The following is a 19,796-nucleotide window of genomic DNA, read 5'->3' on the forward strand; positions in this document are numbered from 1 at the left end:
GAGATCGTAGTACAACCTTTCGAGCGCTTCGTGAGTCCTCTGCGGCGACCGTTCTCTATTGGGGGAGTTCCGTTGCGCAGAGTTCTCACGGCCGCTGCTGTGGTCGCCGCAGCCGTCGCCGTTCCGCTGACCCCGGTGGCATCCGCCGCCGCGCCCTACAAAGGGGCCAACACCGCCGCCGTCCAGGACGACTTCAACGGTGACGGGTACCGGGACCTGGTCATCGGTGCCCCCGATGCCTCCAACGGCAGCGTGAACAAGGCCGGCGCCGTCGTCGTCCTGTACGGCTCCGCCTCGGGGGTCAGCACCGCCCGCCGCCAGGTCATCACCCAGGCCACGACCGGGATCCCGGGCACGCCGGAGAAGAACGACCGCTTCGGCCAGACCGTCACCACCGCCGACCTGGACCGGGACGGATACGCGGACCTGGTCGTCGGCACCCCACGCCAGGACTTCGGCCTCCAGCTCGGAACGCGCGGCGCCGTCACCGTGATCTGGGGCGGCCCGAGCGGTCTCAAGGGCGGCGCCGACATCGCTCCGCCCACCGGATACGGCCAAAATCGTTCGTACTGCCTCTTCGGGCAGTCGCTCGCCACCGGGGACATGAACGGCGACGGCGCCCCCGAGCTGGCCGTCGGCAGCACCTGCCAGAGCGCCACCTACACCGGACCCTTCACCCGCACCGGAAAGCCGGCCGCCGCCCACCTCGGCAAGGGCCTCAAGCGCAGTGTGGTCATGGGTGACGTCGACGGCGACGGCAAGGCCGAGCTGTTCTCGATGCCCGGACCCGTCTCGGCCGACAGCGGCCCCCTGAGCGTCGTCCAGGACGATCCGGCCGCACCGTCGACCCAGCTCCCGCTCGCCCACGGCTGGAACGGGCAGGTCGGCGACGTCAACGGCGACGGCTACGGCGACCTCGTCACGGGAGTCCAGTACGACGCCCTGCACACCCAGGACCCGAGCGGCGCCCACAGCGGCGGCGAGATCCAGGTCCTGTACGGCGGCCCGCACGGCATCAGCCCCGACCAGCAGCCCGCGGTCATCCACCAGGACACGCCCGGCGTTCCCGGCGTCGGCGAGGACGGCGGCCAGTTCGGCTCCTCGCTCAGCGTCGGTGACGTCAACGGCGACAAGATCGCCGACGTCCTCGTCGGTGTGCCGTACAAGACCCTCGGCTCGGCCAAGTGGAGCGGTGAGGCCGTTCTGCTGCGCGGTTCCACCGCCGGGCTCTCCGGCGCCAAGGCCACCGCCTACACCCAGAACACGACGGGCGTCCCCGGCACCGCCGAGGCGGAGGACTACTTCGGCTGGGCCGTCCACCTCTCCGACCTGAACAGGGACGGGAAGGCCGACCTCGTCGTCGGTGCGCCCGGCGAGAACACCGATGGCCTGGTGTGGGTCGCCCGCGGCTCCGCCGCGGGACCGGTGACGAACGGCTCGGTCGGCATCTCCGGCAAGAGCGCCGGCATCACCGTCGGCTCTGCCGGCCTCAGCCTCGGCGCGGCGCTGCCCAGCACCGCGGTGACCCGGTAGCAGGCCGGTCCGGCCGGGCGGCGAGCGGATCCCGGGCGAGGCATGATCGACGCATGGACGTCACCCTGCACCTCGCCCAGGATCCCGAGGCCGACGCGCTCCTCGGGCGCAGTCCGCTCGCCGCGCTGACCGGGATGCTGCTGGACCAGCAGGTCCCCATGGAGTGGGCGTTCAAGGGCCCGGCGACCATCGCCGGGCGCATGGGCGCCGACGACCTGGACGCCCACGAGATCGCCGTCATGGACCCGGAGGCCTTCGCCGCGAAGCTCTCCGAGAAGCCCGCCGTGCACCGCTACCCGGGCTCGATGGCGAAGCGGATCCAGCAGTTGTGCCAGTACCTGGTCGAGCACTACGACGGCGACGCCGAAACGGTGTGGCGGGGCGTCGGCAGCGGGGCCGAGCTGCTCAAGCACCTGGAGGACCTGCCCGGGTTCGGCAGGCAGAAGGCGCAGATCTTCCTCGCACTGCTCGGCAAGCAGCTCGGGGTCGCCCCCGAGGGCTGGCGGGAGGCCGCCGGCGTCTACGGCGAGCGGGACTCCTTCCGGTCGGTCGCCGACATCACCGGGCCCGAGTCGCTCGCCAAGGTACGGGCGCACAAGCAGGAGACGAAGGCGGCGGCCAAGGCCGCGAAGGCGGCGCAGAAGTAGGTCCGCGGTAAGCCTGCCGGACCACCCGGGTGGCGGGATTCGACGGGCCGCTCTCAGCATGGAACATGACCGAGCAACCGAGCGGTGGCCCCGACTGGGGCCGTGAGTACGACGACCGCGGGGTGCACTCCCGGCAGGCCCCGCACACCCACGAACCCGAGCCGCCCCTCGAGGGCCCGCTGCACGCCCTGTCCCGGGCCACCTGGCAGGTCGTCCTGGTCACGGGCATCGCCTCGCTGATCCTGGGCGTACTGGTGCTGGTCTGGCCGGGTCAGTCCCTGCTGGTCTTCGGTGTCCTGTTCGGCGTCTACCTCGTGATCAGCGGCGTCTTCCAGCTGGCCTCCGCGTTCGGTACGCACACGGCGACCTCGCTGCGGGTGCTGGCCTTCATCAGCGGCGCGGTGTCGATCCTGCTGGGCCTGTTCTGCTTCCGCGGTCCCTTCCAGTCGATCCTGCTGCTCGCCCTGTGGATCGGCATCGGCTGGCTGTTCCGCGGGATCACGCAGGCCATCGCCGCCGCCTCCGACCCCCGGATGCCCGCTCGGGGCTGGCAGATCTTCCTCGGGATCGTCACCGTCGTCGGCGGCGTCGTCCTCATCGACTCCCCCTTCCATTCGGTCGCCGTACTGACCCTGGTCGGCGGCATCTGGCTGGTCGCGGTCGGGATCGTCGAGATCGTCACCGCGCTCAGGATCCGCAGCCGCGCCCGGAGCGTGCCGCGCACCGTGTGAGCCGTACGCCGAACGGGTGTATTACGCGTCCGGTGTGCTGAACTCCGGGCGTGTCGTGGGCAGATGACCCCCATGAGCACCGCACGACGCCTCCCACGCAGCCGCGCCTGGCTGCGGGTGCTCGTGCTGCTGCTCGCCCTGCTGGTACCGGGCGCCCGCGCCGAGGCCTGCGCGGCGCCCGTCGCGTCCGGGGAGACCGTCGAGTACGACGGCCCGTACGACGCCCTCTACGACGCCCTGGGCCTGGCCGTACGGCCACCGGCCGGCGCCGTCCGCCGGGCCGCCGTACCCCTGTCTCCGGCGCCCCTGGCGACCCCGCCGTCCGCCGCCGCGGAGCACCCCCTCCCGGCCGCGCCGCCGCCGTACACCCTGCGCACCCTGCGCTCCGTGGTCCTGCGCTGCTGACAGAGCCCGCCCCGAGCGAGACCCGTCAGTACGACGCAAGGAACACAGCCATGCCCACAGACCCGTACGCGGTCCTGCGCGCCCTGCTGCGCGCGGAGGCCCGGCGCAGCGCGCCGCCCCGACCAGAGACGCCAGTAGCGAGGGAACAGGAACAGGAGCGGTCACCGAAGGAGCGGGGCCGCTGAACCGCACCGGCGGGGGCGGGCCCTACCGCCCCCGCCGGGCGGCTTCGGCCGCGTCTCGGACTCACTCTTCTGCCGCAACTGCGACCCCTGTTTCCGATCCCGTTTCCGATCCCGCCTCCGGCGTCTGCTCCCGGCCCCCGCACCGATACCGGCCGGTATGCCCATGTTCGCGGCGTGTTTTCCAGCGTCGCACTCCGTCGCCATGGCTGCGCCCGGAACGCCTTGGCCGGTAGGCTTTCCGTGTGATCTTCAAGCGCATCGGAAACGGCCGGCCGTACCCCGACCACGGCCGGGAAAGCACCCGGCAGTGGGCGGACGTCGCGCCGCGCCCGGTCCGCCTCGATCAGCTCGTGACCACCAAGCAGCAGCTCGATCTGGAGACCCTGCTGGCGGAGGACTCGACGTTCTACGGCGACCTCTTCGCACACGTCGTGAAGTGGCAGGGCGACCTCTACCTGGAGGACGGACTGCACCGCGCCGTCCGCGCCGCCCTCCAGCAGCGCCAGGTGCTGCACGCGCGCGTGCTCGAACTCGACTGACCCCGGCGCGGCACACGGTCGTTGACCCTTTCGGGTTCCGCGAGCGGCGTCGACTGATCATCTAATAGGCATCGCCGCTCCGGCGCACTACGCTGCGCCCATGAGCATGCTGACTCCCCCCGGCATGGGCGGCAAGTACCGGATCACGGGGGACAAGTACCCCCGGATGCGCCCTCCGAGGCGACGCGGCAGGCTCGCGCTCGCCGTCGTGGCGTCCGTCGCCGCGCTCGGCCTGATCGGCTGGGGCACGCTGCAGCTCATCGACGTCTTCGCCGACGGCGGCAAGAAGACCTCGGCGGCCGGCGCCAAGGCCCACTGCCACACCAGGACCGCCACGGCCGCCCAGGCGAAGGTCCTGCCCAGGCCCGGCCAGATCACCGTGAACGTCTACAACGCCACCGAGCGCAGCGGGCTCGCCAAGGACACCGCGGACGAGCTGAAGAAGCGCGGCTTCAAGATCGGCGACGTGGGCAATGCCAGCGACGAGTTCGACAAGAAGGTCAAGGGCACCGGGGTACTCCTCGGTCCCCCGTCCGCGCTGAACACCTCGCTGCCGGTGCTGGCGATCCAGCTCACGGACGCGGAGCGGCGCACCGATGCGAAGCGCACGGGTGCGGACCTCGACCTGATCATCGGGGACGCGTTCAAGTCCCTGACGCAGCAGGCGGCGGCCGACAAGGCGCTGACCGCGCTGACGGCGCCGGCGCCTGCCGCGCCGAAGAAGGGCTGCTGAGTTCGCCCAGGGAGTTGCCTCTCAGGGCGCTTGCCCGGCTCGCTTGCCCGGCTCGCTTACTCCGCGGCGCCGTACAGCCGGTCCCCCGCGTCGCCCAGGCCCGGGATGATGTAGCCGTGCTCGTTCAGGTGGTCGTCCACCGCTGCCGTGACGACCGTCACCGGCGTGCCCGCCAGCTCGCGTTCCATGACCTCGACGCCCTCGGGGGCGGCGAGGAGGACCACGGCGGTCACGTCGTCGGCGCCGCGCTTGATCAGCTCCTGGATGGCGGCGACCAGCGTGCCGCCGGTGGCCAGCATCGGGTCCAGGACGTACACCTGGCGGCCCGAGAGGTCCTCCGGCATGCGCGAGGCGTACGTGGAGGCCTGCAGCGTCTCCTCGTTGCGGATCATGCCCAGGAAGCCCACCTCGGCGGTCGGCAGCAGCCGGACCATGCCGTCCAGCATGCCGAGACCGGCCCGCAGGATCGGTACGACCAGCGGGCGCGGGCGGGCCAGCTTGACGCCGGTGGTCCGCGCGACGGGCGTCTGGATGTCGACCTGCTCGGTGCGCACGTCCCGCGTGGCCTCATAGGCCAGCAGGGTGACCAGTTCGTCGGCGAGCCGGCGGAAGGTCGCGGAGTCGGTGCGCTGGTCGCGCAGAGTGGTGAGCTTGTGAGCGACCAGGGGGTGGTCGACGACGTGGAGACGCATGCCCCTAACGGTACCCGCGACCAGAGCCCCGCCGACCCTGGCGCCGGAGCGGCCGTCCGGGGGAAAGTGGGAGGGACGGACTGGGGTGGTGTGACGTGCCTGACCTGCCCGACCTGCCTGAGGACGCGTCCGGGAACACCAAAGCCCCGGTCGAGCCCGCGACACCCGAGACGGACTCGGCGACACCCGAGACGGACGCCGAACGGCGGCGCCGCCGCGCCCAGTTCCTGCGCGACCTCGCCGAGGCGCGCGCGCTGCGCGAACGCGTGCAGCCGCGGCGCGCCAAGGCCGCCCGGCTGCGGCACGCCATGCGGATGAGAACCTTCCGTTGGTAGGGCGGTCCCGGTAAGAAAGTTCCGGGAAAGTTCCGTAAAAACGGCCCCCCGGCAAGGAAGATCAACGAGGGCGCCGGCGTTTGCGGTGGCGGGCGTGCGCGGGCGGCTGGAAAAGCCGCGTACGATCCGCAGGTGGCGGCAACAAGTGCGCTGGTGAGTGCTTTTCGCTTCACAACCAGATGCTCGACCAAAACAGCCAGACACAGGGAGCCGAAGACGTCCCCTGAACGCCTTGTTTCTGCCACGATTCCGAGTGGGCGGGGCTCGGAGCCAGCTCCCTCCGCCCAGAACCTCCGCCGGGGGGACCCCCAACCGGCACGCCTATGACCAGTGGGAGAGTCACGGTGTACTTCGCCGCACTGCTCGCGCGCACCGAAGACGGGTGGAAAGCGAGCGACACAGAGCTCGACGATGTGGAGACCCTGTCGGATCTGGCCGACCTGGCCCGGGAATCCTCTCCTGAAGAGGACACGGTGCTCGTCCTGATCGAGCAGGAGGACGCCTGGTTCGGCGTCGTCCGCGTGGACGGCGAGGACGACCCTCGCATCTACGTCTCGGATGCCGCCGCAGCCGCCCGCAGCGCCTACGGCGAGCTGCTGCTCACCGACGAGCTGCTGGGCCGGGAGCCCGGCGCCGACGACGGCCCCGACCTCGACTCCCTGAACCTCGACGGCACGGAGGACGGCGAGGACGAGGCCGACGACGACGAGGAAGCGGGTGCCGCCGCCGACGCGGTGCCGCACAGCCCGGTGGGCGACAGCGAGATCCTCGACGACCTGGGCGTCAGCGCGAAGGAGCTGCGCGCGCTGGACGCCGAGGACGCGCTGGGCGCGATCGCCGACGCGCTGGGCGCCTCGGAGGTCCTGGAGACCGTCCGCTGACCGCACCACAGGACCCGGTGGCCACTCCGGACCCGGTGCGCGACCCCTGGCGGGCCGCCATGCGGCTCGCCCTGGAGGAGGCCGAGCGCGCCGTCGAAGGCGGCGACGTCCCCGTCGGCGCCGTCGTGCTGTCCCCGGACGGTACGACGGTGCTCGCGACCGGGCACAACGAGCGCGAGGCCACCGGCGATCCCACGGCACACGCGGAGGTCCTCGCGATCCGGCGGGCCGCGGCGGCTTTGCGGGACGCGGCGGCGCGGAGCGCCTCCGGCAAGGGTGGTGGGCGACGGGCGGGCGAATGGCGGCTGAGCGGCTGCACGCTGGTGGTCACGCTGGAGCCGTGCACGATGTGCGCGGGCGCCCTCGTCCAGTCCCGGGTGGACCGGGTCGTCTACGGCGCCCGGGACGAGAAGGCCGGCGCGGCGGGCTCGCTGTGGGACGTGGTGCGGGACCGCCGGCTCAACCACCGCCCGGAGGTCATCGAGGGCGTGCTCGCCACGGAGTGCGCACGGCTCCTCACGGAGTTTTTCCGGGACCGGTGAATACCGATTTCGGACCACGGCCCACCGTGCTGTAAGGTCTCCCTCGGTAGCGTGTCCGAGCGGCCGAAGGAGCTCGCCTCGAAAGCGAGTGTGGCGCAAGTCACCGAGGGTTCAAATCCCTCCGCTACCGCTTGAGAAGGGCCCCGTCATCTGGCGGGGCCCTTCGTGCACATACCCTCAAGTGGCGAACAGGGCGCGGAGGTTAAACTCGCGGCCGGCAGCAGGGGTACAGGGACGGCAGGGGAGGCCGGATGGCGGTGAACACGAAGAAGATCGCTGTGTACGCGCTCGTGGTCTTCGCGCTGTACGTGATCATCACAGACCCGGCCAAGGCCGCCGACTACGTCCAGATAGGCTTCGAGGGCATATCGGACGCGGCCAAGGCCATAGGCGACTTCATGACCTGGGTCGCCAACGGAGGAAAGAGCTGAGGTAACCCCATGATCCGCCACCTGGTCCTCTTCAAGCTCAACGAGGGCGTCGAACGCGACGATCCGCGCGCCCAGGCGGGCGCGGAGGCCTTCCGGGCCCTCGGCGGCCAGATCGAGGAGCTGCGCTTCTGGGAGTGCGCCTGGAACATCACCGACCGCCCGATCGCCTACGACTTCGCGATCAACTCGGCGGTCGAGGACGCGGACGCGCTCAAGCGCTACCTGGAGCACCCGGCTCACCAGGCCGCCGCCGCCCAGTGGCGGGAGTTCGCCACGTGGGTGATCGCCGACTACCCGTTCTGAGCCGCTCGCGGCACCGGACGCGACACCAGCCCTCCGCCGGAACGGCGGGGGGCTTTCGTGCACCTTGGGCCCCAACTTGTCGAAATTTGAACACAACACGGCGTTATGCGGTGCTTGCACACAGTGCACATGTCTTGTGATGCTATGACCGCTTTTGACGGATGATTGACCGTGAAGAGGTGGCGTTGACCGTGTCGGCCAGTACTGCGCCGCCCCAGGAGGAGGCACCCGCTCCCACACCCACACCCACTCCTGCCCCCGCCCCCGCCCCCGCTCCCGCGGATCCCCCGGCCCCCGAGAAGCGCCGCGGCGCCGACACCCGCGCGCTGACCCAGGTGCTCTTCGGCGAGCTGAAGCAGCTCCGGCCGGGCACGCCGGAGCACAACCGGGTGCGGGGAGCGCTGATCGAGGCCAACCTCCCGCTCGTGCGCTACGCCGCCGCCCGTTTCCGCTCCCGCAACGAGCCCATGGAGGACGTGATCCAGGTCGGCACCATCGGCCTGATCAACGCCATCGACCGCTTCGACCCCGACCGGGGCGTGCAGTTCCCCACCTTCGCGATGCCGACCGTGGTCGGCGAGATCAAACGGTACTTCCGGGACAACGTACGCACGGTCCACGTACCGCGTCGGCTGCACGAGCTGTGGGTGCAGGTCAACAGCGCGACCGAGGACCTGACCACCGCCTTCGGGCGCTCGCCCTCGACCGCCGAGATCGCCGAGCGGCTCAGGATCAGCGAGGACGAGGTACTGTCCTGCATCGAGGCGGGCCGCTCGTACCACGCGACCTCGCTGGAGGCCGCACAGGAGGGCGACGGGCTGCCCGGCCTGCTGGACCGCATCGGCTACGAGGACCCGGCCCTGGTCGGCGTGGAACACCGCGACCTGGTCCGCCATCTCCTGGTCCAACTCCCCGAGCGCGAACAGCGGATCCTTCTCCTGCGCTACTACAGCAATCTCACCCAGTCACAGATCAGCGCGGAACTCGGCGTCTCTCAGATGCACGTCTCCCGGCTGCTCGCGCGCAGCTTCCAGCGCCTGCGGTCGGCGAACCGGATCGACGCGTAACCGCATACAGGATCGATTGATCACCGGCACGAGCGAATCGCTCACCAGGGCGGTTCCCGACAGTTGTGTGCCGAAAGACCGTCAGACCCCTTTTTTCCAGGGCCGATTCGCAACTTGCATGTCGACATGTCACTACAGCGTGTTGCCGACATGTGACATTCTGCGGGAAGCGCGTTTGCCGTGGCTCCGGCTCCGGTATTCAGGTGAAGGCTGCGTTGCTCGAAGGGGCGCCGCCACGACCGTCCCGCGACCCAAAGGGGGTGGCATGTCCGCAGAACAGGGCAGCTCGAAGGTGCTCACGCCCACGATGACCGAGGCAGCGCCCAAGGAGCTCGACGCTCTCGACGTGCTCGACAGCCTTGAAGGCGTACCGGCCCTCGACGCCGTGCCGGCCCCGCCCGTCCCGGCGGCAGAGGCCGCCCCGGTCCTGCCGGCCCCGGCGGACATCGACACCCGCACCCTGTCCCGCTCCCTGTTCCTGCGGCTCGCCGCCCTCGGCGAGGACAGCCCGGAGCGCGGCTACGTCCGGGACACCCTGATCGAGCTGAACCTGCCGCTGGTCCGCTACGCGGCGGCACGCTTCCGCTCCCGCAACGAGCCGATGGAGGACATCGTCCAGGTCGGCACCATCGGCCTGATCAAGGCGATCGACCGCTTCGACTGCGAACGGGGCGTGGAGTTCCCGACGTTCGCGATGCCGACGGTGGTCGGCGAGATCAAGCGCTTCTTCCGCGACACCTCCTGGTCGGTGCGCGTCCCGCGCCGCCTCCAGGAGCTGCGCCTGGCCCTCACCAAGGCCAGCGACGAGCTGTCCCAGAAGCTGGACCGCTCCCCGACGGTGACGGAACTGGCCGCCGTGCTCGGCGTCTCCGAGGAGGACGTGGTCGACGGCCTCGCGGTCGGCAACGCCTACACGGCGTCCTCGCTGGACTCCCCGGCCCCCGAGGACGACGGCGGCGAGGGCTCCCTGGCCGACCGCCTCGGCTACGAGGACACCGCCCTGGAGGGCGTGGAGTACCGCGAGTCCCTCAAGCCGCTGCTGGCCAAACTCCCGCCCCGGGAGCGCCGGATCATCATGCTGCGGTTTTTCGCCAACATGACCCAGTCGCAGATCGGCGAGGAGGTCGGCATCTCCCAGATGCACGTCTCCCGTCTGCTCACCCGGACCCTGGCCCAGCTGCGCGAGGGCCTGATCTCGGACTGAGTCCTCACCGGAGGGTTCCGATCTGACGGAGCGTCAGCCACCATGGCGGGATGCTGCGTACGACGACGTGGACACGTGGCCGCCGAGGCGCCGTTACGGCAGCGTCGGCGGCCGTCGTCTGTCTGGGCGGGGTCCTGGGCGCGTGTGCCGGTTCGGGCGGCCCAGGCGGCGGTTACGTGGCCGTAGGGGGCGTGGGCGGCGGGCCGGGACCGGGCGGCGGCGCGGGGACGCCGACGGGCGGCGTACGGATGGTGCCGCTGGACGGGACTACGCCGGGCAATGACGACAACACGCCGCAAAAGGGCGGGACTTCGCAGTCGGCAACGGCACCACCGTCCTCCGGGGCCTCCGTTGCTCCCGGAACGTCCGCTCCTGCCGGAACGGCCACCGTCGGCCCCGTCCCCTCCGGCTCCCCGTCGGGCAGCACCGGAGGCGAAGCCAAACCCGTGCCGTCCCCGCCGAGTTCATCGCCTCCGGGTTCACCGTCCCCGAAGCCGACAGCCGGTCACACCGAGCCCGCCACGCCCGCCGACCTCACCTGGGGCGACCCGAAGCGGAAGGCCACGGACCAGCGGTGGTGCGAGCAGGTGACCGTGCCCTTCCGCAACTCCGGTGGTACGGCGGTGCGTTCGGGCACGGTGACGTTCGGGACGCACGTCATCGGCGCGCTCGGCATCGACTGGGGCACGGTCGAGTCGACCGCGGACCTGCCGGTGCCGATCGGGCCGGGCGCACGTACGTCCCCGACGTGGACGGTGTGCGTGGACGCCTGGCGGGTACCGCTCGGCATGCACATCGAGACGCGGGACGTCTCGGTGAAGTGGAAGTGATCGCCCGCTGACTACTTGAGCGCCAGCCAGGCCACCGCGGCGACGACCGCCACGGCGACGACGATGCCGACGATCAGACCGATGCGGGGGCCGGAGGAGGCCGCCGCCTGCTGCTGCCGGCCCTGCGGGGCCTCGTCGACGAACGCCCGGAACATCTGCGTGCTGCCGGCGGGGTCGTAGTTGCCCTGGGGGCCCTGGGTGTTAGCCATGGCCCGAGACACTAGCGAATCCGGGTGTGCGGCCCAAGTGCGGGGCCGGGGGGACAGAGGGGGGCAGCTCAGGCCGCACCACCTGCGCGTTTACGTTCGCAATACTTGCCTTTGCCAACTTTTTGCGCCCGTTGGTCTTCGATTTATTTGCCTTCGGCAACCAACAGTCTATAAAGTTGCCCGAAGCAACGAATACGGAAGGTGTGAGATGGCCGAGCAGGCGCTGTACGAAGAGCTGGTGCGTCAGCTCAGTGCCGTCGGAGCCGTGAAACGGGACCTGGGGCGCATCCTGCCGCCCGACTGCCCGGCCGGCTCGGCCGCCGTGCTGAACCTGCTCGGCCGCCACGGCGACATGCGCATGAGCAAGCTCGCGGAACTGCTCGCCGTGGACATGTCGGTCACCAGCCGGCACGTCGCGCACGTCGCCGCACGCGGCTGGATCGAGCGGTCCCCGGACCCCGCCGACAAGCGCTCGCGGATCCTGCACCTGACGCCCGCGGGCCTGGCGCAGCTCGACGAGCTGTCCTGGCGGACCAGCCGGCTGCTCGCCGAGCGGCTCGCCGACTGGAGCGACGACGAGGTCGGCCAGCTCATCCGGCTGATGACCCGCCTGCGCGCCAGCTTCGGCGACTGCCGGTCCGCCACGGCCCGGCTCGCCCCCGAAGCCGCCCCCGTATTCGCGGAGACCACCCGTACACCCGCAAGCACGTAAGCAAAGGAAGCCCATGGCAACGACCACACCAGCCGGTGTGCGGGCTCACGCCAAGCACGGGGGAGGCTCCGCCGAGCACGCCCCCATGACGCACCGGCAGATCATGGAGGCGCTGTCCGGCCTGCTGCTGGGCCTGTTCGCCGCCATCCTCTCCTCGACGATCGTCACCAACGCCCTGCCGACGATCATCAAGGACCTCCACGGCGGGCAGTCCGCCTACACCTGGGTCGTCACCGCGGCGCTGCTCGCGATGACCGCCTCGGTTCCGCTGTGGGGCAAGCTGGCCGACCTGGTCAGCAAGAAGGCGCTCGTCCAGATATCCCTGGTCATCTACATCGCCGGCTCGGTCGTCGCCGGTCTCGCGCAGAACCCCGCGATGCTGATCGGCGCACGTGTCATCCAGGGCCTCGGCGCCGGCGGTCTGTCCGCCCTGGTGCAGGTCATCATGGCCGCGATGATCTCCCCGCGGGAGCGCGGCCGTTACTCCGGCTACACCGGTGCCACCTTCGCCGTCGCCACCGTCGGCGGTCCGCTGCTCGGCGGCGTCATCACCGACACCGACTGGCTCGGCTGGCGCTACTGCCTGTTCGTCGGTATCCCGTTCGCGCTGATCGCGCTGCTCGTGCTGCAGAAGACGCTGCACCTGCCGGTGGCCAAGCGTCAGGTCAAGGTCGACTGGGCGGGCGCCTTCTTCATCACCGCCGCCGCCTCGCTGCTGCTGATCTGGGTCACCTTCGCCGACGACAAGTACGACTGGCTGTCCTGGCAGACGTACACGATGGTCGGCGGCACGATCGTGCTCACGCTGCTGTTCGTCCTCACGGAGACCAAGGCCGCCGAGCCGATCATCCCGCTGCGCCTGTTCCGCAACCGCACCATCTCGCTGGCCTCGCTGGCCTCCCTGTTCGTCGGTGTCGGCATGTACTCCGGGACCGTCTTCTTCTCGCAGTACTTCCAGCTGGCCCGCGACAAGTCGCCGACCATGTCCGGCGTCATGACCATCCCGATGATCGGCGGTCTGTTCGTCGCCTCCATGGTCTCCGGACGGTTCATCACCAGCACCGGACGCTGGAAGGGCTGGCTGGTCGCCGGCGGCGTCTTCCTCACGGCGGGCCTGGCCCTGCTCGGCCTGATGCGCTACGACACCCCCTACTGGCAGCTCTCCATCTACATGGCGCTGCTGGGTATCGGCGTCGGCATGATGATGCAGAACCTGGTCCTCTCCACGCAGAACCAGGTCGCCCCGCAGGACCTGGGCGTGGCCTCCTCCGTGGTGAGCTTCTTCCGCTCCCTCGGCGGTGCGGTCGGCGTCGGTGTGCTCGGCTCGGTGATGTCGACCCGGATCACGCACTACGCCAAGGACACCATCACCGAACTGAGCCCGAAGGCGCAGGCCGCCGCCGGCCACGCCGTGGGCGGCGGCTCGCTGCCGGACATGGACCTGCTGCCCGCCCCGGTCCGCAACTGGCTGGAGGGCGCCTACGGCCACGGCATCGCCGACGTCTTCCTCTACGCGGCGCCCTTCGCCCTGATCTCCTTCTTCGTGGTGCTGTTCATCAAGGAGGTCCCGCTGAAGACCAAGGGAGCCCTGGCGCAGGCCGCCGAGGGCGAGACCCCGGCGAACGCGCAGGCACCCGCCGAGGTCCCTGCCGTCACGGAGACCGCCAGTGAGGCTCCCGCCGCGGAGCGGGTGCCCAGCTGGGCCGCCCCCGTGCTCGGCGAGGACGGCACCGCGGCGAGCGCGGCCACGCAGCCGACCGCCGTCGCCACGATCGCCGACCCCGGCACCACCGGCGGCGCCATCGGCAACGGCAGTACCCCGGTGCACGGCTTCGTGCGCGGCACCGAGAGCGCCCCGGTCCCGCAGGCCGCGGTCACGCTGATCTCCCTCTCCGGCCGCCAGCTGGGCCGCGCGGTCGCCCAGGCCGACGGTTCCTACGCGGTGGACGCGCCGGGCGCGGGCTCGTACGTGCTGATCGCCTCCGCCGACGGCTACCAGCCGCAGGCCTCCACCGTCGTGGTGGGCGGGGAGCCGCTGGCGTACGACCTCCTGCTCAGCGGCACCAGCGGGCTGACCGGTGTGGTCCGGGCCGCCGGGAGCGCGCTGCCGGTCAAGGACGCCATGGTGATCGTCACCGATGTGCGCGGGGACCTGGTGGCCACCGCCGCCACCGGGGAGCAGGGCGACTTCGCCCTCACCGACCTGGTGCCGGGCGCGGTCACCGTCGCCGTCAACGCGAGCGGCTTCCGGCCGCGCGCCCTGCCGGTCGAGGTCGGCGCCACCGGGGTCACCCGGATCGAGGTCGACCTGGACGCCGGCGCCCACCTCCAGGGTGTCGTCCGGGCCCCGCACGGTCCGCTGGCCGACGCCCGCGTGACGCTGGTCGACGCGGCGGGCAACGTGGTCGGCACGTCCACCACCGGGACGGACGGGGCGTACGCCTTCACCGACCTGGACAGCGGCGAGTACACCGTCATCGCGACGGGCTACCCGCCGGTGGCCACCGCGCTGTCCCTGTCCGGCTCCGGAAACGACGGCCACGACATCGAACTCGCCCACTCCGGCGAGTAGCCGGGCCCCGGCCCGCGGCGGGTGCGTTCCGAGCGGAGGCGCGCCCCGCCGCGGGCCGGTTCTCTACGACCAATTTGTAAGAGTTTCAAGGCTTTTCAGGGCTTTCAGGTTTCTCAGGGAGACAGCGGGATGGGACTGACCGCGAGGATCCGTACCCGGGACGGATGGGCCGTGTCGCACGCGGTCGTCACGGTGACCGACATGACCGGCGCGCAAATGCTGCGCGCGGAGGCGAACGCCGAAGGGGCCGTACGGGACACCACCGAGCTGGCGCCCGGGGCGTACACGGTGATCGTGACGGCCGTCGGGTACGCGCCCGCCGCGTCCAGTGCGATCGTCACCGCCGGCGGCCGGGCCGAGGTCGGCACGGTGACGCTGGCCCGGCAGGGCGGCACCGAGCTGCCGCCGCCCGGCCCGTGGACCATCGACCCGGCGCACTCCTCGGTGGCCGCGGTCGCCCAGCACCTCGGGATCTCCAGCGTGCGCGGCCGGTTCACGGAGTTCGGCGGCACGATCGAGATCGCGCCGGACGACATCGCCAAGTCCCGCGTGGAGGCGGTCATCCGGGCCGCGTCCATCGACACCGGCCACGGCATGCGGGACACGCACCTGAGGTCCGCGGACTTCCTCGAAGTCGACACCCACCCGGAGATCACCTACCGCTCCACGGGTCTGACGCCGGCCGGCCCGGACCGCTGGACGGTGCACGGCGAGCTGTCCCTGCACGGCATCGTCCGCCCGGTCGACCTGGACCTCGCCTACCTCGGCACCGGCGCCGACCCGTGGGGCGGCACCCGGGCCGCCTTCCGCGCGACGGCCGGACTGCACCGCGAGGACTTCGCGATGAACTACAACCAGGTCGTCCAGGCCGGCATCGCCGCCATCGGGACGACCCTCAAGGTCGAACTGGACGTCCAGGCGGTCCAGGGCGACCGCCTGCCGACCGCCTGACGCCCCGGCCGCCCGGCCTTCCGGGCGGGTCAGCCGCGGGCGACCATCGCCTCGATGCCGGCCACCAGCAGGTCCAGGGCGAAGGCGAAGTCCCGGTCCATGTTCTCGGTGACCGTGGCCCCGCCCCGGGCCGCCATGATGTCCTCCGTCTCCTGGATGACCTCGGCGGTCTCCGGGGACTCGGCCACCATGGTCAGCGCCTGCGCGTAGTACTCGTCCGCGCTCAGCCCGGAGTCGGCGATCGTCGTGAAGAAGTGGCTCTCGATCGTGCCGTAGCCGTACACGAACTGGAAGACGGCCGAGATCGCCCCGGCCAGCCGGTGCGCGGGCAGCCCCGTCCGGCGGACCACCCGCTGCACCACCCGGGAGAACGCCCGCGCGTTCGGGCCGATGTTGAGGTAGCGCCCGGCGAGCGGGGACAGCCAGGGGTGGCGGACCAGCAGCGCCCGGTACTCCGTGGCCAGCGCGCGCAGCTGGTCCCGCCAGTTCTCCCCGTCGTCCTCCGGGTCGGGCAGCCGCAGCTCGCCGAAGACCGCGTCGAGGGCGAGTTCGAGCAGCTCGTCCTTGGTGTCCACGTACCAGTACAGGGACATCGCGGTGACGTTCAGCTCGCCCGCCAGCCGCCGCATGGAGAACTTCGCGAGCCCCTCGGCGTCCAGCAGCCGTACGGACACCTCGGTGATCCGCTCCCGGTCCAGCCCGGAAGGCTGCGCGCTGCGCCCGCCGCGCCGTGCCTTGCCGCCGAGCCACACACTGCCGCGCGGCGCCCGCTCAGCCACCTTCGCCACCGGCGCACCCTCCTCGAATTCCGGCAACCCTCACGATGCTAGAGGGGCGGCCGAACCGAAGGGAGGGCCTGTCGGCTCCTCCGGATCAGCTCCCGGACGTGCGCCGGGTCAGGTCGTAGAACGTGACCGATCCGACCGTCACCTTCTTGAAGTTGCTCTGGACCCACGAGGTGATGCGGGAGGACGTGCCGTTGCCGCCGCCCATGCCACCACCCATGCCGCCGCCCGCGATGAGGTAGTGGATCCTGCCTTGCGCCACGTACTTCTTGAACTGGGCCGGCGTCGGGGACGGGTCGGTGCCGTTGAAGCCGCCGATCGCCATCACCGGGTCGCCGGTGGCCAGTTGGTAGCTCGCGGCGTTCTGGGAGCCCATGCCCGCCGCGACCCAGGTGTACTTCCCGGCGTCCTGCTCCAGCAGCTTCCTGGCCGCGGAGCTGACGTTCGCGCCGTTCAGCAGGCCGCCGGCGCCACCGGCACCCATGCCCATACGGCCGCGTTCGCCCTGCATACGGCTACCGGGGAAGGTGTTGCCGTTCTGGCCGGGCATGCCACCACCCGGGAAGCCCTGGCCCTGGCCGGGCATTCCTCCGTTGCCGTTCTGCCGGCCCGGCATGCCCTGCTGGCCCGGCATGCCGCCGCCGAAGCCGCCACGCATCCCGCCGCCGTTGCCGCCGGGGCCACCGTTGCCCCCGGGAGCACCGCCGGGACGGCCGCCGCCGAAGCCCATCATGCTCGCGCCCGCCGGGCCCGCCGTCGGGATCGAGCCCGTGTGCGCGGAGTTCACCGTGCTCAGGGTGTACGCCGTCGGACCGGCCAGGGCCGCCAGCAGGCCCACCGCGGCGGTGCCGAGGGCGAGTCGACGGGAGAGGCGGCCCGCGAAGAGCAGGCCGAGCGCCGCCGTGAGGCCGCCGGTCAGGACCAGCCACTTCAGCCACGGCAGATAGTCGGGCGTGCGGTTGAGCAGGACGTACCCCCAGACCGCCGCGGCCACCACGGAGGCGGCGAGGGCGAAGGACGCCCAGGTCTCCTTCCGCCGCTCCCACAGCAGCCCGGCGCCCATGCCGGTCACGGCCGCGAGGTAGGGGGCGAGGGCCACGGTGTAGTACTGGTGGAAGATGCCCGCCATGTAGCTGAAGACCACCATGGTGATCAGCAGCGAGCCGCCCCACACCAGGAACGAGGCGCGCGTGACGGACGTACGCCGTGCCTTGCCGGTCGCCCACAGGCCGGCCACCAGCAGGATCAGCGCGGCCGGGAGCAGCCAGGAGATCTGGCTGCCGATCTCGGAGCTGAACATCCGGTCCCAGCCCGTGGCGCCCCACCGCCCGGCACCGTTGCCGCCCCCGCCACCCCCGCCGCCGACACTGCCGGTCTCGTCGCCGTTGATGCGGCCGAGGCCGTTGTAGCCGAAGGTCAGTTCAAGGAAGCTGTTGTGCTGCGAACCGCCGATGTACGGGCGGGAGCCGGCGGGCCACAGCTCGACGATCGCGACCCACCAGCCGCCCGCCACCACGAGCGCGACGGTCGCGAGGCCCAGCTGCACCAGCCGCTTCCTCAGCTTCACCGGTCCGCAGACGGCGTAGACGAGCGCCAGCGGCGGCAGGATCAGGAAGGCCTGGAGGGTCTTGGCGAGGAAGGCGAAGCCGATCGCGACACCGGCCCACACCAGCCACTTCGTCCGCCCGTCCTCCACGGCCCGGACGACGAAGTAGCAGGCCAGCGACATCAGCAAGGCCAGCAGCGCGTCCGGGTTGTTGAAGCGGAACATCAGCGCCGCGACGGGGGTGAGCGCGAGGACCGCGCCCGCGACCAGTCCGGCCACTGGGCTGAACCGGCGCCGTACGGACGCGTACACGACCGCCACCGTGCCCACGCCCATCAGCGCCTCGGGCACGAGCATCGCCCAGGAGTTCAGGCCGAAGATCCGTACCGACAGCTCCATCGGCCACAGGAACGCCGAGGGCTTGTCGACGGTGATGGCGTTCCCGCCGTCCAGCGAGCCGAAGAAGAACGCCTTCCAGGACGTGCTGCCCGCCTGAACGGCCGCCGAGTAGAAGGAGTTGGCGTAGCCGGAGGCGCTGAGGTCGTAGAGGTAGAGGACGAGGGTGGCGGCGAGCAGGCCGAGGAAGGCCGGGCGCACCCAGCGGGGCTCCTCGGGACGGGCACCGGAGCCCGGCGCCTGCGGGGCGTCCGGCGACTGCTGTGGCGTGGTCGGCTGGTCGTAGTGCGTGGTCATCGGGCATCCCCCGGGTCGGTGTCGTAAGAGCCCCGGTCCGGGAAGACCCAGGCGCGGAAGAGCAGGAAGCGCAGCACGGTCGCCGCGAGGTTGGCGGCGATGAGCACCGCCAGTTCGGTGGAGTGCGCGGGGTGGTCGGTGGCGCCGCTCAGGGCGGCCAGGGAGCCGCTGGTCAGGGCGAGGCCGATGGCGAAGACGACCAGCCCCTGCGCCTGATGCCGGACGGCCCCGCCCCGGCCGCGCACCCCGAAGGTGAGCCGGCGGTTGGCGGCGGTGTTGGCTATCGCCGACACGAGCAGCGCGAGCGCGTTGGCGACCTGCGAGCCGGAGAACTGCCGGAAGCCGCTGTAGAGCAGCAGATAGAACAGCGTGGACAGGCCGCCGACCACGCAGAACCCGACGAGCTGGCGGGCCAGCCCCTTGGGTACGTCCTTGATCTCGCGGTCGCGCGGGTCGTCGCCGAACGGGCGGGTGAGCCGGTCCAGCGGCAGCGAACCGGTGGCCAGGGCCTTGCCGACGCGCCACACGCCCTTGAGGTCGTCCGTCGCCGTCTTCACGATGTGGACGGTGGAGTCGGGATCGTCCACCCAGTCGACCGGCACCTCGTGGATCCTGAGCCCGGCCCGCTCCGCCAGCACCAGCATCTCGGTGTCGAAGAACCAGCCGGTGTCCTCCACCAGCGGCAGCAGCACCTGGGCCACCTCACGGCGGATCGCCTTGAAGCCGCACTGGGCGTCGGAGAAGCGGGCCTGCAGCGAGCCGCGCAGGATCAGGTTGTAGGCCCGGCTGATGAACTCCCGCTTGGGGCCGCGTACGACCCGGGAGGCGCGGGCGAGCCGGGAGCCGATCGCCAGGTCCGAGTGGCCCGAGATCAGCGGCGCCACGAGCGGCAGCAGGGCGTTGAGGTCGGTGGACAGGTCGACGTCCATGTAGGCGAGGACCGGGGCGTCCGAGGCGGACCACACCGTCCTGAGGGCGCGCCCCCGGCCCTTCTGCTCCAGCCGGAAGCCGGTGACCTCGGGCAGTTCGGCCGCCAGCCGCGCCGCCACCAGCGGGGTGGTGTCCGTGGACGCGTTGTCCGCGATCGTGATGCGGAAGGCGTAGGGGAAGGTGCGCATGAGGTGCGCGTGCAGTCTGCGCACGCACGGCTGGAGGTCCTTCTCCTCGTTGTAGACGGGGATCACTACGTCCAGGACAGGCGTTCCGGCATCTGTGGCCGGGAGGTGCTCCCGCGCCGGCAGGGTGCCGGGAGAAGAGTCGGTTCGCATGG

The 19,796-nt window shown here is 71.3% G+C and carries 23 protein-coding genes and 1 tRNA gene; 19 read left to right on the forward strand and 5 right to left on the reverse strand.

The genetic code is table 11. From position 1 onward, the window contains the following. The first annotated feature begins 72 nt into the window (after nucleotides 1–72). The 7 genes from ACWD35_RS05185 to ACWD35_RS05215 all read left to right on the forward strand — a co-directional run bounded on the left by ACWD35_RS05185 (nucleotide 73) and on the right by ACWD35_RS05215 (nucleotide 4,773). Nucleotides 73–1,533 carry an FG-GAP-like repeat-containing protein gene (locus tag ACWD35_RS05185; protein WP_451349781.1) on the forward strand — a complete coding sequence of 487 codons (1,461 nt, stop codon included), beginning with the start codon at nucleotides 73–75 and terminating at the stop codon, nucleotides 1,531–1,533. A 53-nt stretch (nucleotides 1,534–1,586) separates the two neighbouring features. Further along, entirely contained in the window at nucleotides 1,587–2,180 is a 594-nt protein-coding gene (locus ACWD35_RS05190) for an HhH-GPD-type base excision DNA repair protein (RefSeq protein ID WP_451349782.1), read from the forward strand. A gap of 65 nt (nucleotides 2,181–2,245) precedes the next feature. Further along, nucleotides 2,246–2,911, forward strand: a complete 666-nt coding sequence (locus tag ACWD35_RS05195) for an HdeD family acid-resistance protein (RefSeq protein WP_451349783.1) — start codon at nucleotides 2,246–2,248, stop codon at nucleotides 2,909–2,911. A 72-nt stretch (nucleotides 2,912–2,983) separates the two neighbouring features. Next, nucleotides 2,984–3,316, forward strand: coding sequence for a hypothetical protein (locus tag ACWD35_RS05200; protein ID WP_451349784.1), 333 nt, complete (start codon nucleotides 2,984–2,986; stop codon nucleotides 3,314–3,316). 50 nt (nucleotides 3,317–3,366) lie between these two features. Next, nucleotides 3,367–3,501: a hypothetical protein gene (locus ACWD35_RS05205; RefSeq protein WP_451349785.1), complete on the forward strand. Its 135-nt coding sequence runs from the start codon at nucleotides 3,367–3,369 to the stop codon at nucleotides 3,499–3,501. Nucleotides 3,502–3,743: 242 nt separating this feature from the next. Then, entirely contained in the window at nucleotides 3,744–4,040 is a 297-nt protein-coding gene (locus ACWD35_RS05210) for a type II toxin-antitoxin system VapB family antitoxin (RefSeq protein ID WP_004943146.1), read from the forward strand. A 100-nt stretch (nucleotides 4,041–4,140) separates the two neighbouring features. Further along, nucleotides 4,141–4,773 carry a LytR C-terminal domain-containing protein gene (locus ACWD35_RS05215; RefSeq protein WP_451349786.1) on the forward strand — a complete coding sequence of 211 codons (633 nt, stop codon included), beginning with the start codon at nucleotides 4,141–4,143 and terminating at the stop codon, nucleotides 4,771–4,773. A gap of 56 nt (nucleotides 4,774–4,829) precedes the next feature. Here the strand turns inward: ACWD35_RS05215 and upp are convergent, their stop codons facing one another. Further along, nucleotides 4,830–5,465, reverse strand: a complete 636-nt coding sequence (upp, locus tag ACWD35_RS05220) for a uracil phosphoribosyltransferase (RefSeq protein ID WP_451349787.1) — start codon at nucleotides 5,463–5,465, stop codon at nucleotides 4,830–4,832. Nucleotides 5,466–5,560: 95 nt separating this feature from the next. Between upp and ACWD35_RS05225 the strand changes: the two genes are divergently transcribed. The 9 genes from ACWD35_RS05225 to ACWD35_RS05265 all read left to right on the forward strand — a co-directional run bounded on the left by ACWD35_RS05225 (nucleotide 5,561) and on the right by ACWD35_RS05265 (nucleotide 11,058). Continuing rightward, on the forward strand, nucleotides 5,561–5,800 hold the full coding sequence (locus ACWD35_RS05225; protein ID WP_451349788.1) for a hypothetical protein: 240 nt from the start codon (nucleotides 5,561–5,563) through the stop codon (nucleotides 5,798–5,800). A 344-nt stretch (nucleotides 5,801–6,144) separates the two neighbouring features. Further along, the gene (locus ACWD35_RS05230; protein WP_451350059.1) at nucleotides 6,145–6,681 is read left to right on the forward strand and encodes a tRNA adenosine deaminase-associated protein; all 537 of its coding nucleotides are present in this window, start codon (nucleotides 6,145–6,147) and stop codon (nucleotides 6,679–6,681) included. Nucleotides 6,682–6,740: 59 nt separating this feature from the next. Then, entirely contained in the window at nucleotides 6,741–7,223 is a 483-nt protein-coding gene (locus tag ACWD35_RS05235) for a nucleoside deaminase (protein ID WP_451350060.1), read from the forward strand. A 45-nt stretch (nucleotides 7,224–7,268) separates the two neighbouring features. Then, nucleotides 7,269–7,353: transfer RNA gene (locus ACWD35_RS05240), tRNA-Ser, on the forward strand. A 121-nt stretch (nucleotides 7,354–7,474) separates the two neighbouring features. Beyond that, complete coding sequence (locus ACWD35_RS05245; protein ID WP_451349789.1) at nucleotides 7,475–7,654, forward strand: hypothetical protein; 180 nt, start codon at nucleotides 7,475–7,477, stop codon at nucleotides 7,652–7,654. Nucleotides 7,655–7,663: 9 nt separating this feature from the next. Continuing rightward, complete coding sequence (locus ACWD35_RS05250; protein ID WP_451349790.1) at nucleotides 7,664–7,957, forward strand: Dabb family protein; 294 nt, start codon at nucleotides 7,664–7,666, stop codon at nucleotides 7,955–7,957. Between the two features lie 161 nt (nucleotides 7,958–8,118). Next, nucleotides 8,119–9,024 carry an RNA polymerase sigma factor SigF gene (locus ACWD35_RS05255; RefSeq protein WP_451349791.1) on the forward strand — a complete coding sequence of 302 codons (906 nt, stop codon included), beginning with the start codon at nucleotides 8,119–8,121 and terminating at the stop codon, nucleotides 9,022–9,024. A gap of 265 nt (nucleotides 9,025–9,289) precedes the next feature. Next, nucleotides 9,290–10,228 (forward strand): RNA polymerase sigma factor SigF, encoded by a 939-nt coding sequence (locus ACWD35_RS05260; protein ID WP_451349792.1) that lies wholly within the window; start codon nucleotides 9,290–9,292, stop codon nucleotides 10,226–10,228. 50 nt (nucleotides 10,229–10,278) lie between these two features. Then, on the forward strand, nucleotides 10,279–11,058 hold the full coding sequence (locus tag ACWD35_RS05265; protein ID WP_451349793.1) for a hypothetical protein: 780 nt from the start codon (nucleotides 10,279–10,281) through the stop codon (nucleotides 11,056–11,058). Nucleotides 11,059–11,069: 11 nt separating this feature from the next. On the opposite strand, the gene ACWD35_RS05270 is transcribed toward ACWD35_RS05265, so the two are convergent. Then, nucleotides 11,070–11,267, reverse strand: coding sequence for a hypothetical protein (locus tag ACWD35_RS05270; protein WP_451349794.1), 198 nt, complete (start codon nucleotides 11,265–11,267; stop codon nucleotides 11,070–11,072). Nucleotides 11,268–11,475: 208 nt separating this feature from the next. Here ACWD35_RS05270 and ACWD35_RS05275 point away from each other — a divergent pair, with 208 nt between their 5' ends. The 3 genes from ACWD35_RS05275 to ACWD35_RS05285 all read left to right on the forward strand — a co-directional run bounded on the left by ACWD35_RS05275 (nucleotide 11,476) and on the right by ACWD35_RS05285 (nucleotide 15,502). Further along, nucleotides 11,476–11,979, forward strand: coding sequence for a MarR family winged helix-turn-helix transcriptional regulator (locus tag ACWD35_RS05275; RefSeq protein WP_451349795.1), 504 nt, complete (start codon nucleotides 11,476–11,478; stop codon nucleotides 11,977–11,979). 13 nt (nucleotides 11,980–11,992) lie between these two features. Then, nucleotides 11,993–14,551 (forward strand): MFS transporter, encoded by a 2,559-nt coding sequence (locus ACWD35_RS05280; protein WP_451349796.1) that lies wholly within the window; start codon nucleotides 11,993–11,995, stop codon nucleotides 14,549–14,551. Nucleotides 14,552–14,680: 129 nt separating this feature from the next. Beyond that, nucleotides 14,681–15,502 (forward strand): YceI family protein, encoded by an 822-nt coding sequence (locus ACWD35_RS05285; RefSeq protein ID WP_451349797.1) that lies wholly within the window; start codon nucleotides 14,681–14,683, stop codon nucleotides 15,500–15,502. A gap of 29 nt (nucleotides 15,503–15,531) precedes the next feature. On the opposite strand, the gene ACWD35_RS05290 is transcribed toward ACWD35_RS05285, so the two are convergent. The 3 genes from ACWD35_RS05290 to ACWD35_RS05300 form a co-directional block, all read right to left on the reverse strand. After that, nucleotides 15,532–16,290, reverse strand: a complete 759-nt coding sequence (locus ACWD35_RS05290; RefSeq protein WP_451349798.1) for a TetR/AcrR family transcriptional regulator — start codon at nucleotides 16,288–16,290, stop codon at nucleotides 15,532–15,534. A gap of 85 nt (nucleotides 16,291–16,375) precedes the next feature. Further along, a complete protein-coding gene (locus ACWD35_RS05295) occupies nucleotides 16,376–18,526 on the reverse strand; it encodes an ArnT family glycosyltransferase (protein ID WP_451349799.1) in 2,151 nt (716 codons plus the stop codon). Beyond that, nucleotides 18,523–19,794: a glycosyltransferase gene (locus ACWD35_RS05300; protein WP_451349800.1), complete on the reverse strand. Its 1,272-nt coding sequence runs from the start codon at nucleotides 19,792–19,794 to the stop codon at nucleotides 18,523–18,525. The genes ACWD35_RS05295 and ACWD35_RS05300 overlap by 4 nt, the downstream gene beginning before the upstream one ends. Between the last annotated feature and the right edge of the window lie 2 nt (nucleotides 19,795–19,796).

This window comes from Streptomyces sp. NPDC002671 (assembly GCF_053592475.1).

Bases quoted from the DNA above. Each gene is read 5' to 3' on its own strand.
- ACWD35_RS05190 (WP_451349782.1), top strand. From the start codon at position 1,587: ATGGACGTCACCCTGCACCTCGCCCAGGATCCCGAGGCCGACGCGCTC.
- ACWD35_RS05235 (WP_451350060.1), top strand. From the start codon at position 6,741: ATGCGGCTCGCCCTGGAGGAGGCCGAGCGCGCCGTCGAAGGCGGCGAC.
- ACWD35_RS05195 (WP_451349783.1), top strand. From the start codon at position 2,246: ATGACCGAGCAACCGAGCGGTGGCCCCGACTGGGGCCGTGAGTACGAC.
- upp (WP_451349787.1), bottom strand. From the start codon at position 5,465: ATGCGTCTCCACGTCGTCGACCACCCCCTGGTCGCTCACAAGCTCACC.
- ACWD35_RS05295 (WP_451349799.1), bottom strand. From the start codon at position 18,526: ATGACCACGCACTACGACCAGCCGACCACGCCACAGCAGTCGCCGGAC.
- ACWD35_RS05215 (WP_451349786.1), top strand. From the start codon at position 4,141: ATGAGCATGCTGACTCCCCCCGGCATGGGCGGCAAGTACCGGATCACG.
- ACWD35_RS05300 (WP_451349800.1), bottom strand. From the start codon at position 19,794: ATGCGAACCGACTCTTCTCCCGGCACCCTGCCGGCGCGGGAGCACCTC.
- ACWD35_RS05200 (WP_451349784.1), top strand. From the start codon at position 2,984: ATGAGCACCGCACGACGCCTCCCACGCAGCCGCGCCTGGCTGCGGGTG.
- ACWD35_RS05205 (WP_451349785.1), top strand. From the start codon at position 3,367: ATGCCCACAGACCCGTACGCGGTCCTGCGCGCCCTGCTGCGCGCGGAG.
- ACWD35_RS05260 (WP_451349792.1), top strand. From the start codon at position 9,290: ATGTCCGCAGAACAGGGCAGCTCGAAGGTGCTCACGCCCACGATGACC.
- ACWD35_RS05280 (WP_451349796.1), top strand. From the start codon at position 11,993: ATGGCAACGACCACACCAGCCGGTGTGCGGGCTCACGCCAAGCACGGG.
- ACWD35_RS05265 (WP_451349793.1), top strand. From the start codon at position 10,279: ATGCTGCGTACGACGACGTGGACACGTGGCCGCCGAGGCGCCGTTACG.
- ACWD35_RS05250 (WP_451349790.1), top strand. From the start codon at position 7,664: ATGATCCGCCACCTGGTCCTCTTCAAGCTCAACGAGGGCGTCGAACGC.
- ACWD35_RS05270 (WP_451349794.1), bottom strand. From the start codon at position 11,267: ATGGCTAACACCCAGGGCCCCCAGGGCAACTACGACCCCGCCGGCAGC.
- ACWD35_RS05285 (WP_451349797.1), top strand. From the start codon at position 14,681: ATGGGACTGACCGCGAGGATCCGTACCCGGGACGGATGGGCCGTGTCG.
- ACWD35_RS05245 (WP_451349789.1), top strand. From the start codon at position 7,475: ATGGCGGTGAACACGAAGAAGATCGCTGTGTACGCGCTCGTGGTCTTC.
- ACWD35_RS05255 (WP_451349791.1), top strand. From the start codon at position 8,119: ATGATTGACCGTGAAGAGGTGGCGTTGACCGTGTCGGCCAGTACTGCG.
- ACWD35_RS05275 (WP_451349795.1), top strand. From the start codon at position 11,476: ATGGCCGAGCAGGCGCTGTACGAAGAGCTGGTGCGTCAGCTCAGTGCC.